Annotated in this window: 18 protein-coding genes; 6 read left to right on the top strand and 12 right to left on the bottom strand. The window is 52.6% G+C overall.

Translation table 11 applies throughout. From position 1 onward, the window contains the following. The first annotated feature begins 68 nt into the window (after nucleotides 1-68). The 3 genes from mdoG (at nucleotide 69) to AC0XWG_RS21695 (ending at nucleotide 4,454) form a co-directional block, all read left to right on the top strand. The gene (gene mdoG, locus AC0XWG_RS21705) at nucleotides 69-1,622 is read left to right on the top strand and encodes a glucans biosynthesis protein MdoG (RefSeq protein ID WP_028019083.1); all 1,554 of its coding nucleotides are present in this window, start codon (nucleotides 69-71) and stop codon (nucleotides 1,620-1,622) included. Continuing rightward, complete coding sequence (mdoH, locus tag AC0XWG_RS21700; protein WP_028019082.1) at nucleotides 1,615-4,143, top strand: glucans biosynthesis glucosyltransferase MdoH; 2,529 nt, start codon at nucleotides 1,615-1,617, stop codon at nucleotides 4,141-4,143. Before mdoG ends, mdoH begins: the two co-directional genes overlap by 8 nt. An 83-nt stretch (nucleotides 4,144-4,226) precedes the next feature. Further along, on the top strand, nucleotides 4,227-4,454 hold the full coding sequence (locus AC0XWG_RS21695) for a YceK/YidQ family lipoprotein (protein ID WP_013097162.1): 228 nt from the start codon (nucleotides 4,227-4,229) through the stop codon (nucleotides 4,452-4,454). Nucleotides 4,455-4,460: 6 nt separating this feature from the next. Here the strand turns inward: AC0XWG_RS21695 and AC0XWG_RS21690 are convergent, their stop codons facing one another. The 3 genes from AC0XWG_RS21690 to AC0XWG_RS21680 all read right to left on the bottom strand — a co-directional run bounded on the left by AC0XWG_RS21690 (nucleotide 4,461) and on the right by AC0XWG_RS21680 (nucleotide 7,217). Next, a complete protein-coding gene (locus AC0XWG_RS21690) occupies nucleotides 4,461-4,835 on the bottom strand; it encodes a MysB family protein (RefSeq protein WP_023311118.1) in 375 nt (124 codons plus the stop codon). A gap of 97 nt (nucleotides 4,836-4,932) precedes the next feature. Then, a complete protein-coding gene (mdtG, locus tag AC0XWG_RS21685) occupies nucleotides 4,933-6,150 on the bottom strand; it encodes a multidrug efflux MFS transporter MdtG (RefSeq protein ID WP_475681045.1) in 1,218 nt (405 codons plus the stop codon). 140 nt (nucleotides 6,151-6,290) lie between these two features. Beyond that, complete coding sequence (locus AC0XWG_RS21680; RefSeq protein ID WP_208594646.1) at nucleotides 6,291-7,217, bottom strand: Kdo(2)-lipid IV(A) acyltransferase; 927 nt, start codon at nucleotides 7,215-7,217, stop codon at nucleotides 6,291-6,293. A gap of 222 nt (nucleotides 7,218-7,439) precedes the next feature. On the opposite strand from AC0XWG_RS21680, the gene trhO reads away from it, so the two are divergent. After that, complete coding sequence (gene trhO / locus AC0XWG_RS21675; RefSeq protein ID WP_028019079.1) at nucleotides 7,440-8,489, top strand: oxygen-dependent tRNA uridine(34) hydroxylase TrhO; 1,050 nt, start codon at nucleotides 7,440-7,442, stop codon at nucleotides 8,487-8,489. A 41-nt stretch (nucleotides 8,490-8,530) separates the two neighbouring features. On the opposite strand, the gene AC0XWG_RS21670 is transcribed toward trhO, so the two are convergent. The 9 genes from AC0XWG_RS21670 to mdtH all read right to left on the bottom strand — a co-directional run bounded on the left by AC0XWG_RS21670 (nucleotide 8,531) and on the right by mdtH (nucleotide 15,209). Continuing rightward, nucleotides 8,531-9,106, bottom strand: a complete 576-nt coding sequence (locus tag AC0XWG_RS21670) for a YceI family protein (protein ID WP_028019078.1) — start codon at nucleotides 9,104-9,106, stop codon at nucleotides 8,531-8,533. Nucleotide 9,107: 1 nt separating this feature from the next. Further along, nucleotides 9,108-9,674, bottom strand: a complete 567-nt coding sequence (locus AC0XWG_RS21665) for a cytochrome b (RefSeq protein ID WP_475681044.1) — start codon at nucleotides 9,672-9,674, stop codon at nucleotides 9,108-9,110. A 208-nt stretch (nucleotides 9,675-9,882) separates the two neighbouring features. Next, entirely contained in the window at nucleotides 9,883-9,996 is a 114-nt protein-coding gene (locus AC0XWG_RS21660; protein ID WP_032639612.1) for a YceO family protein, read from the bottom strand. Between the two features lie 60 nt (nucleotides 9,997-10,056). After that, nucleotides 10,057-11,175, bottom strand: a complete 1,119-nt coding sequence (gene solA / locus AC0XWG_RS21655; protein ID WP_028019076.1) for an N-methyl-L-tryptophan oxidase — start codon at nucleotides 11,173-11,175, stop codon at nucleotides 10,057-10,059. A gap of 116 nt (nucleotides 11,176-11,291) precedes the next feature. Continuing rightward, nucleotides 11,292-11,546 carry a biofilm formation regulator BssS gene (gene bssS / locus AC0XWG_RS21650; protein ID WP_008500827.1) on the bottom strand — a complete coding sequence of 85 codons (255 nt, stop codon included), beginning with the start codon at nucleotides 11,544-11,546 and terminating at the stop codon, nucleotides 11,292-11,294. A 275-nt stretch (nucleotides 11,547-11,821) separates the two neighbouring features. Beyond that, nucleotides 11,822-12,067: a DNA damage-inducible protein I gene (gene dinI, locus AC0XWG_RS21645; protein WP_108090228.1), complete on the bottom strand. Its 246-nt coding sequence runs from the start codon at nucleotides 12,065-12,067 to the stop codon at nucleotides 11,822-11,824. A 74-nt stretch (nucleotides 12,068-12,141) separates the two neighbouring features. Then, nucleotides 12,142-13,188, bottom strand: coding sequence for a dihydroorotase (pyrC, locus tag AC0XWG_RS21640; protein ID WP_028019074.1), 1,047 nt, complete (start codon nucleotides 13,186-13,188; stop codon nucleotides 12,142-12,144). 126 nt (nucleotides 13,189-13,314) lie between these two features. Beyond that, on the bottom strand, nucleotides 13,315-13,875 hold the full coding sequence (locus AC0XWG_RS21635; protein ID WP_028019073.1) for a lipoprotein: 561 nt from the start codon (nucleotides 13,873-13,875) through the stop codon (nucleotides 13,315-13,317). A gap of 125 nt (nucleotides 13,876-14,000) precedes the next feature. Then, a complete protein-coding gene (gene mdtH, locus AC0XWG_RS21630; RefSeq protein ID WP_108090226.1) occupies nucleotides 14,001-15,209 on the bottom strand; it encodes a multidrug efflux MFS transporter MdtH in 1,209 nt (402 codons plus the stop codon). Between the two features lie 236 nt (nucleotides 15,210-15,445). Between mdtH and rimJ the strand changes: the two genes are divergently transcribed. Next, nucleotides 15,446-16,030 carry a ribosomal protein S5-alanine N-acetyltransferase gene (rimJ, locus tag AC0XWG_RS21625; RefSeq protein ID WP_013097146.1) on the top strand — a complete coding sequence of 195 codons (585 nt, stop codon included), beginning with the start codon at nucleotides 15,446-15,448 and terminating at the stop codon, nucleotides 16,028-16,030. 9 nt (nucleotides 16,031-16,039) lie between these two features. After that, nucleotides 16,040-16,690 carry a YceH family protein gene (locus AC0XWG_RS21620; protein WP_049007900.1) on the top strand — a complete coding sequence of 217 codons (651 nt, stop codon included), beginning with the start codon at nucleotides 16,040-16,042 and terminating at the stop codon, nucleotides 16,688-16,690. The last annotated feature ends 2 nt before the right edge of the window (nucleotides 16,691-16,692 follow it).

Below are 16,692 nucleotides of genomic sequence, written 5' to 3'. Positions count from 1 at the left end.
TTGCCTGAGTTTCCATTAAAATGGATCGGATCGATATAAGCACACAAAGGGGGAAGTGCTTACTTATTATGAAACATAAACCACAGATGATGAAAATGCGTTGGTTAGGTGCTGCAGTCGTGTTATCACTGTATACCTCATCGGCACTGGCCTTTAACATCGATGATGTCGCAAAACAGGCAAAATCGATGGCAGGCAAGAGCTACGAAGCGCCGAAAAGTAACTTGCCCTCCGTTTTCCGCGACATGAAGTATGCGGACTATCAGCAGATCCAGTTCAATCACGACAAAGCGTACTGGAACACTATTAAGACCCCGTTCAAGCTTGAGTTTTATCATCAGGGTATGTACTTCGACACGCCTGTTGCCATCAATGAAGTGACGGCAACGGCTGTACGTAAGATCAAGTACAGCCCGGATTATTTTAATTTCGGCGATGTGCAACACGACAAAGATACGGTGAAAGACCTGGGCTTCGCAGGCTTCAAGGTGCTTTACCCGATCAACAGCAAAGATAAAAACGATGAAATCGTCAGCATGCTTGGCGCCAGCTACTTCCGCGTGATCGGCGCGGGGCAGGTGTACGGGCTTTCTGCGCGCGGTCTGGCTATTGATACCGCGCTGCCATCAGGTGAAGAGTTCCCACGTTTTCGCGAGTTCTGGATTGAACGTCCAAAACCAACGGACAAACGTCTGACCATTTACGCGCTGCTGGATTCCCCACGTGCAACCGGTGCTTATCGCTTTGTGATTATGCCAGGTCGTGACACGGTGGTTGACGTGCAGTCTAAAGTTTACCTGCGTGACAAAGTGGGCAAACTGGGTGTTGCACCGCTGACCAGTATGTTCCTGTTTGGGCCAAACCAGCCGTCACCAGCAACGAACTTCCGCCCGGAACTGCACGATTCCAATGGCCTGTCTATTCATGCCGGTAACGGTGAGTGGATCTGGCGTCCGCTGAATAACCCGAAACATCTGGCCGTAAGTAGTTTTGCGATGGAAAACCCGCAAGGTTTTGGTCTCCTGCAACGTGGTCGTCAGTTCTCTCGTTTTGAAGATCTCGACGATCGCTATGACCTGCGTCCAAGTGCCTGGGTCACGCCGAAAGGTGACTGGGGTAAAGGGAAGGTTGAGCTGGTTGAAATTCCAACCAACGATGAAACTAACGATAACATCGTGGCTTACTGGACACCGGATCAGCTGCCGGAAGCCGGTAAAGAGATGAACTTCAAGTACACCATTACCTTCAGCCGCGACGAAGATAAGCTGCATGCGCCGGATAGCGCGTATGTTGTGCAGACTCGCCGCTCAACGGGGGATGTGAAACAGTCTAATCTTATCCGTCAGCCTGACGGCACTGTGGCCTTTGTTGTGGACTTCACAGGCCAGGATATGAAGAAACTGTCACCGGATACCGCCGTTGCTGCTCAGGCCAGCATTGGGGATAACGGTGAAATCGTTGAGAATACCGTGCGTTACAACCCGATAACGAAGGGCTGGCGTCTGACTCTGCGTGTGAAAGTGAAAGATCCGAAGCAGACCACTGAAATGCGTGCTGCGCTGGTCAGTGACGATCAGCCGCTGAGTGAAACCTGGAGCTACCAGCTACCTGCCAATGAATAATACATCTGAATATATTGATGCCATGCCGCTGACGGATATCGAAAAAGCGGCACTGCCTAAGAGCGACATCCGCGCGGTTCATACCGCGCTGGATGGTGAACATCATCAGTTTTCCCGGGATGATGATACGCCGCTGGGGTCAGTTAAGGCTCGTCTGGAGCAGGCATGGCCGGACTCGCTGGCAGAAGGGCAGTTGATTAAAGACGACGAAGGACGCGATCAGCTTCAGGCAATGCCGAAGGCTACGCGTTCCTCGATGTTCCCCGATCCGTGGCGTACCAACCCGGTTGGCCGCTTCTGGGATCGTCTGCGTGGACGTGATGTAACGCCGCGCTATCTGTCTCGCCTGACGAAAGAAGAGCAGGCTTCTGAACAGAAATGGCGTACCGTGGGGACAATCCGTCGTTACATCCTGCTGCTTCTGACGCTGGCACAGACGGTTGTCGCGACCTGGTATATGAAAACCATTCTGCCTTACCAGGGCTGGGCGTTCATCAACCCGACTGACATGATGGGCCAGGATCTCTGGGTCTCCTTTATGCAGTTGCTGCCGTATATCCTTCAGAGCGGCATCCTCCTGCTGTTCGCTGTCCTGTTCTGCTGGGTATCGGCCGGTTTCTGGACCGCACTGATGGGCTTCCTGCAGCTGCTGATGGGGCGTGACAAATACAGCATTTCCGCGTCAACGGTTGGGGATGAACCCCTTAATCCTGAGCACCGTACTGCGCTGATTATGCCTATCTGTAACGAAGACGTTGACCGCGTATTTGCGGGGCTGCGTGCGACCTGGGAGTCCGTTAAGGCGACCGGAAACGCGGAGCATTTCGACGTTTACATCCTGAGCGACAGCTACAACCCGGATATCTGCGTTGCAGAGCAAAAAGCCTGGATGGAACTGATTGCGGAAGTGCAGGGCGAAGGCCAGATCTTCTACCGCCGCCGTCGTCGTCGTGTGAAGCGTAAAAGCGGCAACATTGATGACTTCTGCCGTCGCTGGGGTAACCAGTACAGCTATATGGTGGTGCTGGATGCTGACTCCGTCATGAGCGGTGACTGCCTGAGCGGTCTGGTGCGTCTGATGGAAGCCAACCCGAACGCCGGTATTATTCAGTCATCGCCAAAAGCATCCGGTATGGACACGCTCTATGCGCGCTGTCAGCAGTTCGCCACCCGTGTTTACGGGCCGCTGTTTACCGCGGGTCTGCATTTCTGGCAGTTGGGTGAATCGCACTACTGGGGTCACAACGCCATTATCCGCGTGAAGCCGTTCATTGAACACTGCGCGCTGGCACCGTTGCCGGGTGAAGGTTCGTTTGCCGGCTCTATTCTGTCGCATGACTTCGTAGAAGCGGCGCTGATGCGTCGTGCTGGCTGGGGCGTCTGGATTGCCTACGACCTGCCGGGATCATACGAAGAGTTGCCGCCGAACCTGCTGGATGAGCTTAAACGTGACCGCCGCTGGTGTCATGGTAACCTGATGAACTTCCGCCTGTTCCTGGTCAAAGGGATGCACCCGGTTCACCGTGCGGTGTTCCTGACGGGCGTGATGTCTTATCTCTCCGCACCGCTGTGGTTTATGTTCCTTGCGCTCTCCACTGCGCTGCAGGTGGTGCATGCCCTGACTGAGCCGCAATACTTCCTGCAACCGCGCCAGCTGTTCCCGGTGTGGCCGCAGTGGCGTCCGGAACTGGCGATTGCGCTGTTTGCTTCCACCATGGTGCTGCTGTTCCTGCCTAAACTGCTCAGTATCATCCTGATCTGGTGCAAAGGCTCGAAAGAGTACGGAGGTTTCTGTCGCGTGACCCTTTCACTCCTGCTGGAAGTGCTGTTCTCCGTACTGCTGGCGCCGGTGCGTATGCTGTTCCATACCGTGTTTGTGGTCAGTGCGTTCCTGGGCTGGGAAGTGGTCTGGAATTCACCGCAGCGTGATGACGACTCGACGCCGTGGAGTGAAGCCTTTATGCGTCATGGCTCGCAACTTCTGCTGGGCCTGGTGTGGGCGGCGGGGATGGCGTGGCTGGATCTGCGCTTCCTGTTCTGGCTGGCGCCGATTGTATTCTCCTTGATTCTGTCCCCGTTTGTATCGGTCATCTCCAGCCGCTCAACGGTTGGCCTGCGAACCAAACGCTGGAAGCTGTTCCTGATCCCGGAAGAGTATTCCCCGCCGCAGGTACTGGTCGATACCGACAAATATCTGGAGCAGAACCGCAATCGCACGCTGGATGATGGTTTTATGCACGCCGTGTTTAACCCGTCGTTCAACGCGCTGGCAACGGCGATGGCGACAGCGCGCCACCGTGCCAGCCAGGTGCTGGAGATTGCCCGCGATCGTCACGTTGAGCAGGCGCTGAACGAGACCCCGGAAAAACTCAATCGCGACCGCCGTCTGGTCCTGTTGAGCGACCCTGTCACGATGGCGCGTCTTCACTACCGCGTGTGGTCCGCTCCGGAGAGATACTCTTCGTGGGTAAATTACTATAAAGAACTGAAACTGAACCCGCTGGCGTTGAAGGCGAAGTAAGTTGTTAAGTAGAGTGGGTAGCGAAGCGCCACCCGCCAAATAAAATACCGGCTTAATCGCCGGTATTTTTTTAGAGGTTTGAGATGAAAATTATCATCGTCGTCATGATGGCATGCCTGCTTAGCGGCTGCGGCAGCATCATCAGTCGCACCATTCCAGGGCAGGGCCACGGTAATCAGTACTACCCGGGTGTGAAATGGGATGTTCGTGATTCCGCGTGGCGCTATCTTACCGTGCTTGATTTACCGTTTTCGCTGATTTTCGACACGCTGCTGCTGCCGATCGATGCCAGCCACGGCCCTTACGAATAGCGTAAATTAACGCTCGTCCCACTCATCAGCTGCGGTTTGACCCTCTTCCGTATCCAGCGGTGGCTCGAGCTGAAACTCGCCCTCATCCCACTCGTGCAGGGTGTTCTCCTCCAGCCATTCCTGCCGCAGTTCGATTTCATCATAGTCGCCGTCAAAAACGGCCTGCGCACCTTCACCACTTAATATCGGCAAACATTCTCCTTCTTCCCCTTCATCGGCAAAGAATTCGGCCTGCCACATAATATCCCCATCCTGCAGAACGTATTTTTGGATATTAAGTTGTTGCACGTCAGCATCTTCTTCTTCAACGCCGGGGTTATCGGCGAGGAACTCTTCACGAGCGGCATCAATAGCTTCTTCCAGCGTGGCGTACATGGTCATTGGTGTCTCCCTGTTTTCCAGAAGGTTTCAGGGAAATAATAGCTGAATATAAGATCCTGCAAGTATGAATGCGAAAATAAGCTGTCAGGCGTTCGTGTTATTCAGCCACCGGTCGTAACGCACGGGATAAACTGAACCACGAGTAAATTGCATTGAACAGCACCACGCCCGCCGTCACGATAAAGACGGCGCGAAAACCGAAGCTTGCAGAAATGCCTGCCCCGATAAGCGGCCCGGTTACGTTACCGATGTCACGAAATGACTGGTTATAGCTAAAGATACGCCCGGCTATCTGATTCGTGGAGTTGTAGACCAGCAGGGTCTGAACGGCGGGGAGTAACGCCCCGTCGGCAGCGCCCAGCAAAAAGCGCAGAACGCCCAGCTGCCACGGGGATTGCACCATCGACATAGGGATAAGCAGCAGAACGGAAATCACCAGCGCGCAGATCAGGATCTTTTCCGGACCCACCCGGTCCCCCAGTTTGCCCAGTCTCGGGGCGCTAAGGAGCGCCGCCACGCCGGGAACGGAAGCAATCAGCCCGCTGATGAACGCAACATTGTTGACGTTACCGGCCAGGTCGCGAACGTACAGCGTCAGAATGGGGGCAATCGAACCGGTAGCTACCTGAATAATCAGGGTCGTCACGAACAGGCTCAGCACCAGTCTGGGGTTTTTCAGTGAGGTAAGAACATCCCTTGCGTGAAGCATCTCTTTTTTGGCGACAGGCGTGAAGTTTTCCCGAATACAGATCAACGTGACGACAAAGCACAGGAAAAGCACGCTGGCGGTGATGAAAAAGACGGGCCGCAAGCCGTAATTATCCGCCAGCAATCCGCCGGCCAGTGGCCCCAGCAAGGCACCACTCACGCCACCCGTTGAAAGCGTTCCCATTGCCCAGCCGCTCTTGTGACGCGGAATTTGGGTGGCTATCAGGGCATTTGCATTGGGAATAAATCCACCGAGCAAGCCCAGTAATGCGCGTAAAATCAGGAACTGCCAGACGTTTTGCGCAATACCCATCAAAGCCATGATGATGGCCATCCCCAGCGCCGAACGTAGCAGCATAATTTTACGCCCCTTACGGTCGGCAAGGCCGCCCCAGAAGGGTGTGGCAATCGCGGAAAAGAGAAACGTGACGCTGAACACCAGGCCAGACCACATATTGAGCGCGCTATGGCCCGTTACGCCCAGTTGCTCGACGTAGAGAGGCAGGAAAGGCATGACCAGGCTAAACGCCGCACCGGTAAGAAAACAACCAAACCATGCAACTGTGAGGTTACGTTTCCAGTTTATGGGGGCATCTGAGGGTGACATAACAATCCGCATAATGAGGTGCAGAACACCTGAGGCATGAAGTAATAAGCCTGCTAATTATGCGCCTGGGTTATGATTGCTGCAATGAGGAGGAGCTTTAAATGCTAAAACAGCATGCGGCCATGAAGACCGCATGCGAGTTAATACCGGGAAGGCGTGCCCTGTGGCCGCGTTTTAAAGCGACGGTGCAACCACATATACTGTTCCGGCGCGAGCATGATGCACTTCTCCACAACGCCGTTCATCCAGCGAGCGGTGGTCTCTGCATCATCCAGCGGCGGCGCGAGTTCAGGTTCCAGCATAATCAGCTCGTAACCAGACCCATCCGGTTTACGACGGGGAACAAAGGGCACGATCGCGGCTTTGGACATCCGCGCCAGCATCCAGGTGCCGGTTGTTGTGGCGGCTTCTTCAACAGCAAAAAAGGGGACAAATACGCTGGATTGCGGACCATAGTCGTGGTCAGGGGCGTACCAGACCACTTCACCTGATTTAAGCGCGCGTATCATGCCCTTTAGATCTTTACGGTCAATCATGCTTTTGTTGGAACGCATACGGCCGTTGGTCTGGATTAAATCGATGACCGGGTTATCGTTGGGGCGATAAACGCCAATACCCGGTGCCTGCATGCCAAACATTCGCGCCCCGATTTCCAGCGTCAGAAAATGCACGCCAATCAGCAGGACACCTGTCTGATTCGCCTGCAGCGTATGCACTGGCTCCATGCCGGTTCCTGTCACTTCGCTCCAGCGCGCCATACGTTTGTCCGGCCAAAACCACGCCATACCGGTTTCCATAAGCCCCATACCGACAGATTCGAAATTTTTCGAGACCATGTCATGTCGTTCTGACTCGCTCATCTGCGGAAAGCACAATTCAAGGTTGCGGTACGCAATTGTGGCACGACGCTTCATCAACTTTTGCGCGATATGGCCCAGAGATTTACCCAACCAGAAAATAACAGGGTAGGGAAGTTGCACCAGAAGCCATAAAAAACCAATGCCAAGCCAGGTCAACCAATAGCGGGGATGCAAAAGGGCGACGGTAAATTTGGGTAACTGGGTCATGTCTTTCCTGTGTTCTAACGTCCTGTTTCGCTATTGTCTCATTTTTTGAGACATAGCCAAAATATCTGCGTTCGAAACGTGCACGAATACAGCAATTGTTAAGCCTGATTAACCAGGGCGAGTGAAATGTAGCGTAAATTGTGTGGATGTAAATTAACTTTGTTTGCTATATCATGCCGACCGATTTTTCATTCTCTCTAACGATCCCAGGACTTGTACACCATGCCAGTGTTACACAACCGCGTTTCGAATGAGATGTTAAAAGCGCGTATGTTGGCTGAAACCGAACCGCGCACAACCATCTCATTCTACAAATATTTCACGATCAACGATCCGCAAGCGACTCGCGATGAACTTTACCAGGCATTCACCACGCTGAATGTCTTCGGACGCGTCTACCTTGCTCACGAAGGGATCAACGCGCAGATTAGCGTACCGGAAAGTAAAGTGAATGCTTTCCGCGATTTCCTTTACCGCTTCGATCCGGCACTTGATGGCTTACGCCTGAATATTGCTCTGGATGATGATGGAAAGTCGTTTTGGGTGCTGCGTATGAAAGTGCGTGAACGCATCGTGGCGGATGGCATTGACGATCCTGAATTTAACCCGGCGGATGTCGGTGATTACCTGAAGGCCGCAGAAGTGAATGCGATGCTGGACGATCCGGATGCCGTGTTCATTGATATGCGTAACCACTATGAGTATGAAGTGGGGCATTTCGAAAATGCGATGGAAATCCCGGCGGATACTTTCCGCGAGCAACTGCCCAAAGCGGTTGAGATGATGCAGGAACATAAAGATAAAAAGATCGTTATGTACTGCACCGGCGGTATCCGCTGCGAGAAGGCCAGCGCGTGGATGAAACACAACGGGTTTAATAAGGTCTGGCATATTGAAGGGGGGATTATCGAGTACGCCCGCCGTGCCCGTGAGCAGGGTTTGCCGGTGCGCTTTATCGGTAAAAACTTTGTCTTTGACGAGCGAATGGGTGAGCGTATTTCTGAGGACGTGATTGCTCAGTGCCACCAGTGCGGAGCACCGTGCGATACCCATACCAACTGCAAAAATGACGGCTGTCATCTGCTGTTCATCCAGTGTCCGGCCTGTGCTGAAAAGTTTAACGGTTGCTGTAGCGAACTGTGCAGTGAAGAGAGCATTCTGCCGGAAGAAGAGCAGCGTCGCCGTCGGGCTGGACGGGAAAATGGCAATAAGATTTTCAATAAATCTCGCGGCCGCCTGAATACCAAACTGGGTATCCCCGACCCGGAATAATGGTAACGCCCGGCAAGGTGAAAACCTGCCGGGCGAATTTATTATTTCTGTTGAACCCCTTCCACAGAAATAACCAGCTCGACATCCTGAGATGCCGGGCCTAAATCTGTTGTGATATTGAAATCTTTCAGATGAATTTTACCTGTTGCTTCAAAACCTGCACGTTTGCCGCCCCAGGGATCATCTCCCTGACCGATTAATTTCGCATCCAGGGTGACGGGTTTTGTTACGCCGTTAAGCGTCAGGTTTCCGGTAATATCCAGCTTATCACCCGCTTTTTTCACCTCCGTAGAGGTGAAGGTGGCTTGTGGGTATTTAGTGACATTCAGGAACTCTGCACTGCGCAAGTGTTTATCTCGTTCAGCATGGTTCGTGTCGACGCTGTTGGTATTAATGGTCACATTGACTTTATCGGTCGCAGGATTTTTCTCGTCGAAGCTGAATGTGCCGTCAAAATCCTTAAAGGTACCGTACAGCCAGCTATATCCAAGGTGCTGAATACGGAAATTGACGAAAGCATGTTGGCCCTCTTTATCAATTTTATAATCAGCCGCCACGGCGGAACCGGTGGTGAATAACAGAGAACCCAGTGCGATACCCAGCAGGTGTTTTTTCATTTTATACTCCAGAGTCAACTGACGAGCGGCCAAGCATGCGCTTTAGCGTATCGTCTTTATCAATAAAGTGGTGTTTGAGGGCGGCAAGCCCGTGCAGTACAGACAGGATCACGACGCTCCATGCCAGCCAGAGGTGAACGACCCCAGCAGTGTCAGCCTGAGAACCCGCATCGCTAAGCGTTGCCGGGACGTCAAAAATACCAAAGACGCTAATAGGTTTGCCATCTGCCGTCGAGATGAGATAGCCGCTAATGAGGATGGCAAAGAGCAGTATATAGAGCGCAATGTGCGCGGCAACGGCACTAATGCGAGTCAATTTACTGTTGGTCTTCGGCGCGCTGGGCGGTGGAGAAATATGTCGCCAAATCACGCGAATAACCAGTCCCAGCATCAACAGGACGCCAATGCTTTTATGTAACTCCGGTGCCTGATGATACCAGCCATCATAATAGCTGAGTGTTACCATCCAGAGACCCAGTCCGAACATAGCATAGACGGCAATAGCAAATATCCAGTGCAAACATATGGATATTATTCCATAGCACCGGGAAGAGTTACGTAATTGCATCAGAATGTCCATTTTCAAATTAACCGAAGGGTAAAAATGAACGGGAAGGTGTGATATTGCAACTGAAATAAATGTATATTGATTTTTATTTTATTTATTTCAGCGATTTTGAAAAGGATCGATAAAGGTAATTCAATCTCTTCGTGCAAGATGAAATTTAGAGTTTCAATAAAACTAAATTAATGTCAATTATTGTCAGTCTGGCTTTTCAATAAAATACAATGTAAACAAAATCAATAATGGCCAACAGTGCCCACAATAAGATATAGAGCATAAAATGCTCGCGAATATTATTCATAAGAAAGTTAACGATCCTGCGCATAACGCTCCGCAATGCAGCATGAATGAAACGGGCTCCGGGATGTCCGGAGCCTGTTAGGGATTATCTGTTAAAACGCGAGAGTGAGAAGGGGCTCAGATCAAACTGTGGCGTGATACCCTGAGCAAACTGCGCGGCGATTTCGCCCAGCACGGAAGCAAACTTAAAGCCGTGGCCGCTCAGTCCTGTGATGAGCAGAGTGTTGTCATGCCCCGGCAGCGTATCAATGATAAAGTCTTCATCTGGCGTGTTGTCGTAGGTACAGGCCGCGCCATACAGCAAGCCGCCGATGCCTGGAAGAATATTGCGCAGGAACGAGAAGGCCTCTGACCCATCCTGTGGGTAAGCGCCGAAGGGTTTACGCTCCTCAGGGGAGGAGATAGCCTGGCCCCCGTTGTGTTTACCGATTTTCAGTGCGTCTTTTTCTGACGGGAAGCCGTAGAACTGGTCGCCGTTGGGTAATTCGCCGGTGAAGGCCGGGAATTTATTCTGGGCGCTGTAACGACCATCCGACTGGAACCAGGAGAAGACCTTGCGCACCGGCTGGATCGGCAGAGCGGGCAGCAGGCGGGTAACCCAGGTTCCCGCGCTGACCAGCAGGCGATCCGCGGAATATTCACCGTCAAGGGTCGCTACCGTGACGCCATTATCGTCATGGGTGATGGCGTCTACCGGACAGTTGAACAGCTGCGCGCAGCCTGCCTTCGCGGCAAGCTCGATCCAGGTCTTGATCGCCGTTTCGCAATGCAGCACCCCGGAGTGGGCTTCAAAGAGGCCGATATAATCTTCCGGGACGGTAATTTCGGGCCAGCGCGCGGTAATACCCGTCGCGTCCAGCTTCTCAACGTCCAGATTAAAAGCTTTCGCGCTGCGTTCGACGTTGGCGAGAAAATCAGAACTAGCCGGGCCGAGGTTGATCACCCCTGTGCGCTCGAAAATGCGATCTTCAGTCTGTTTCGCCAGGTCATCCCACAGCGCCTGTGCGCGAAGCACCAGAGGAACATAGCGCTCACCTTCACCATACGCATGGCGTATGAGTCGGGTGTCGCCATGATGGCTACCCTCTGTATGAGGAGGGCGGTGGGCATCAATCATCAGGACGTTCAGCCCTGCCTGTGTCGCATAATATCCGGCGGCGGAACCTACGGAGCCGCTACCAATAATGATTAAGTCGTATCTCATATGCATCTCGTAAACTCACGTTATGTGAGCAGAGTAATTAACAACGCGGGGTTAGACAAGGGTGAAATAAATAAGGCACCGCAAGGGTGCCTGTTGAGTGAAAGGTTGGCATTCGTTTAGTGCCGCTTATACTCATTTTCCTGATAGTCGCCAGATTCTATTTTTGCAATACCTGCCTCTAAAATAGAAATAAACTGACGAGCGACGTCTGTTGTTAGCCACAGCGTCTGTCCAACTTCCGCTTCTTCACGGTTGAGTTGATTCGGGGTTTGGTAGTGCAAACGCAGCATCAGTGCATCGTAGCTATCTACGGTACTGATATCCCAGCCTACAAGCGGATGGGTCTGGATGACTTCACTATTCTTTTCCATTATAACCCCCTTAATGCGTGTTAGAAGACAACGGCTCTGAGGTTCAATGCATGTTTTTCTGAAGCTTTTTCAGTATACCAAGTAATAAGGGTTTCGACGGGAAAAATAAACAGGTAGCAACACATTTTTCTGCTTTTTAGGATTGTTCGAACAATAAAACACCATCTCGTTCACGATTTTTAAAGAAGATATCGGAATAATTTGAACTTTCAGAATTTTCAGGCGAAAAAAAAAGCCGGGGCGACCCGGCAAAAAAACACAATGAGGGAGCAGTATTAATCTGTGATGAACCAGTCGTCAGCGCTTTCCCATGTTTCTTGCAGAATTTCGCTGATGCGATCTTTATCTTCTTTCGCAGCACCGATGACGGAGAGGTTGTTTGCTGCCGCATAACGAACCGTTACGGCACCCGTATTGTCAGGAAAGGTGTTGTTAATTCGACGGGATAATTCCCCTGCCAGCGCATCCAGCGCGCCAACAGGCAGGACGGTAGTTTTGGCTATGGTGACTTCAATACGCATAAATGCCCCCTGTGTAATATACTGTTCATTTATACAGGTATATTGTCGGTTTGACAACAAGGGGCACTGAATATTTAGCGTTTTACTGTCCAGTGAACGGTTTCGCCCGCCAGGAATGGGACCAGAGTGTCATCCGTCAGGGCAATGGATTCCTCAACCTGGCTTGCTTTACGCTCCAGTTCGATGAAGGTGTCATTGACCGGCAGACCATAGAAGCGCGGGCCGTTGAGGGAGCAGAACGCTTCAAAATGCTGCAGTGCGTTCATCTCTTCAAACACGGTCGCGTAGCTTGCGAGGGCGGTTGGGGCGTTGAAGCAGCCCGCGCAGCCGCAGCTTGCCTCTTTACGATGGCGGGCGTGAGGCGCGGAATCGGTACCGAGGAACGCGCGAGAGAACCCGCTGGCTACCAGCTCGCGCAGGGCCTGCTGGTGAATGTTGCGCTTAAGGATCGGCAGGCAGTACAGGTGCGGACGTACGCCGCCTACCAGCATATGGTTACGGTTAAACATCAGATGCTGAGGGGTGATGGTGGCGGCAATAAGATCGTTGCCGTCACGCACATACTCTGCCGCGTCTTTGGTGGTGATGTGTTCGAACACGACTTTAAGCGCAGGCAGTCGCTGGCGCAGCGGTTCCATCACGGTCTCAATAAAGCGGGCTTCACGGTCAAAGATGTCAATCTCAGCGTGGGTGACTTCACCATGTACCAGCAGCGGCATGCCCAGTTTCTGCATGCGTTCCAGAACCGGCATGATGGCATCAATACTGGTGACACCGTGGCTGGAGTTAGTGGTGGCATTCGCCGGGTAGAGTTTTGCCGCAGTGAATACACCTTCGTTAAAACCGCGCTCTACTTCGTTCGGATCCAGTGAATCGGTCAGGTAGCACGTCATCAACGGGGTGAAATCATGCCCTTCGGGAACGGCATCAAGGATGCGCTGGCGATATGCGATTGCGGCATCGACGGTGGTGACTGGTGGAACCAGGTTAGGCATGACAATCGCGCGGCCATAAATTTCGCTGGTATAGGGCACGACGGTTTTCAGCATATCGCCATCACGCAGATGGATATGCCAGTCGTCTGGGCGGCGGATTTTAAGAACCTGGGGTTGTGCAGTCATGGAAGCTCCGGCTTGTCAGGAATCAGTCATTAGGATGGCTGTTTTTGCCGGACACAAATCATAAGCGGAAACGTTTTCGTTTGCACACTTTTCCGTAAAAAAAAGGGCGCCTCAGCGCCCTTCAGGTTAATCGGTGAAAGGAATGACAATTTCTCCCGGTTTCACCTCTATCCCTTTTGCATATTTTTTCGCAAGGGCTTCACCCTTACTCTTGTCTTCACTTAAGACATACGCAGGCTGCTGATTAAAATAATTACGCAGCGACTGGTTCAGATAGGGCATCAGCGTTTGCAGAACCGGAGCCATCTTATCCGGGGAAACCTGGGCATCGACCACTTCCATCTCCTGCAGGAAAATCGCGCCTTTCTCTTTATTGAAAACGGGAAGGGCCTTCAGTTTGAGCTTAATATTAGCTTTCTGGTTGCCAAAGAGAGAAGACATATCAAGATCTGCATCTCCTGCCAGAGTGACTTTGTTTGGCTCTTCACGTCCAATCTGGCTGGTGAGGTTGGATAGGACGATATGTGCGTCGGCAAGCCCTGGCACGCCAATGTCTTTAGAGAAATTGTTATGTTTTTCCAGCGCCTGATTAATTTCCTGTTCACTGACGGTATATTGCGTTAGCTGGTTACAGCCAACCAGCAGACCGCTGACAATCAATGCTGCGGCGAAAACAATTTTCTTCATAGTGTTCCTCAACGAAAAATCGGCGCTTCTGTCCTGTGACGTCAGTATGTCAGTGTGAAATTGCAGAAACCAGCAGAAAAAACTGAGAAATGGGAGCGGGAGTGTACTCCCGCTCAAGGGAAGTGCTACGCGCCAGGCTCGAGCATGCCGCTCGCGCTGCGTTTCTGGCTGAACTGCCACCACAGAGCCAGCAGTGTGATTAAACCCACCACGCCGAGCATCATCCAGGGCAGTTCGGGTTGATTCAGGGCTTTACCGGCATCAAATAACCAACCGCCGCCGGTGTAACCTAATGCGCCGCCAAGCGCCAGCCCCAGCCGGCTGAACCCCATATAGCTGCCACGCGCCCGCGCATCCGCAAGCGAAGCGCTCAGCGTTTCACGGGCGGGCTCGGCGATGATAGAACCAATATAGAACGTGCAAATCAGCGTAAACAGTTGCTGAAGGGAGTTCACCAGGCCGATCGGCATCATGCTCAGCGTCATCAGGAACAGCCCGGCCATCAGGCGATGCTCCAGACGAAAACGCCGTTCGCTCCAGCGGGCAATCGGATACAGCAGCGTCAACGACAGGCAGGCTTCGATGGCATACATCCATTTGACGGCAGCTGGGGTTCCTGCAATGTCGTTAACCATGATCGGCAGCATCAGCATCACCTGTACGGCGAGCATGTAGTAACCCGTCAGGGTTAACACGTACGTGACGAAACGCTTGTCGCGCAGCACACGACCGAGGCCTTCCCGGACGGGGACTTTGACCGTCGACAGTTTCCAGGCAGGCAGGAACAGGCCATTAAACAGCGCGCACAGAATAAAGAGCACCGCACCAGCGGCGCAGACCAGACGGAAGTCATACTGCAGCAGCCAGCTCCCCAGCAGTGCACCGATAACCGCACCCGCACTGTCCTGCATCATCAGAATCGAGAAGAAACGCCCTCTGTGCTGCGGACGAATGAGCTTCACCACCAGCGCAGTGCGAGGCGGATCAAACAGCGTGCCCCCGATACCGGAAAGGAAGCAGGAGAACCACAGCAGCCAGGGCTCCTGAGCGACCGCCATCGTGGCAAAACCTGCCGCGCGCAGCAGCATACCGGTAACGATCATTGGTTTCGCGCCAAAACGGTCAGCGATGGCGCCACCAAAGACACCGAGACCCTGCTGGACAAACTGGCGTAACCCCAGGGCAATGCCAACCATTAATGCCGCCCAGCCCATTTGATCGACAAAACGAATCGAGATAAGGGGGAATACGACAAAAAAGCCGAGCACGACCAGCATGTTATCGACGAGCAGGAAATATTTACCCAGGCTCCTGGCCTGTGATACGCGGGACATTTTCCCTCCGGGGAAAATAAGAAGGTGAGCACGCTAACATTCTGCGGTGTCATTCCGCTTTTTCCCACCCCTGTACGTGACAATATTTTTTTATCAAAAGGGTGCTTTGATAGAGAGTTCTCATCGAAAATGGTGAAAAGAGGGCAAAATGGTATGTCACTGTTTTCACAGACGGCGCAGGCGCAGGTATAGTAAAGCTAATGGGTAAGCAGAAGTGACGGGAAGGAGTGGGATCGATGTTTGGCTATCGCAGTAATGTGCCAAAAGTGCGTCTGACAACGGACAGGCTGGTCGTTCGTCTGGTGCATGAGCGTGATGCCTGGCGTCTGGCGGACTATTACGCCGAGAATCGCCAGTTTTTAAAACCCTGGGAACCCGTTCGGGATGAGAGCCATTGTTACCCTTCTGGCTGGCAGGCGCGTCTCAGCATGATTGCGGAATTTCACAAGCAGGGAAGTGCTTTCTATTTTGCGCTACTGGATCCCGAGGAAAAAGAGATCATTGGGATTGCCAATTTTTCCAACGTGGTGCGGGGATCGTTTCACGCCTGTTACCTTGGCTACTCCATCGGCCAGAAATGGCAGGGACAGGGGCTAATGTACGAGGCGCTAACGGTGGCTATTCGCTATATGCAGCGCACGCAACATATCCATCGCATTATGGCGAACTACATGCCGCATAATCAGCGTAGCGGTAATTTGCTGGCGCGATTAGGGTTCGAGAAAGAGGGCTACGCCAAAGATTATCTGTTGATAGACGGAGAATGGCGTGACCACGTTCTGACAGCATTAACCACCCGGGACTGGACTGCAGGTCGTTAAGGAGAAAAGATGAAATATCAGCTAAGCGGTACCGAAGCGCGCGTGATTGGGTGCTTACTCGAAAAACAGGTCACCACGCCAGAGCAGTACCCGCTCTCTGTCAATGCCGTGACGATGGCCTGCAATCAGAAAACCAACCGTGAGCCAGTCATGAACCTGAGTGAACACGAAGTTCAGGATGTGCTGGATGAGTTGGTCAAACGGCACTACCTGCGGACCGTCAGCGGCTTCGGTAACCGTGTGACGAAATATGAGCAGCGTTTCTGTAATTCCGAATTTGGCAATCTGAAGTTGAGCGCCGCAGAAGTCGCGGTGATTACCACGCTGTTGCTGCGCGGGGCGCAAACGCCGGGTGAGCTGCGTACTCGTGCTTCCCGCATGCATGAGTTTGCGGATATGCAGGAAGTAGAGCAGGTTCTGGAAGGGCTGGCCTCGCGTGAAGAGGGGCCTTATGTGGTGCGTCTGGCGCGCGAGCCAGGTAAACGTGAAAGCCGCTATATGCATCTGTTCAGCGGCGAAGTTGATATTTCAGTAAAGTCTCTGGTAACCGATGTAAGTGTTGAACAAGATGATTTGGTTACGCGCGTGGCCGCGCTGGAAGACGAGGTCGCAGGACTGAAACAGCGTCTGGATGCGTTGCTGGCACACCTGGGAGACTAAGG

The sequence above is a fragment of the Enterobacter sp. DVT3837 genome, from assembly GCF_056238685.1.
The sequence above is the reverse complement of the archived record's forward strand: the minus strand, read 5'-3'. Positions and strand labels throughout refer to the sequence as shown.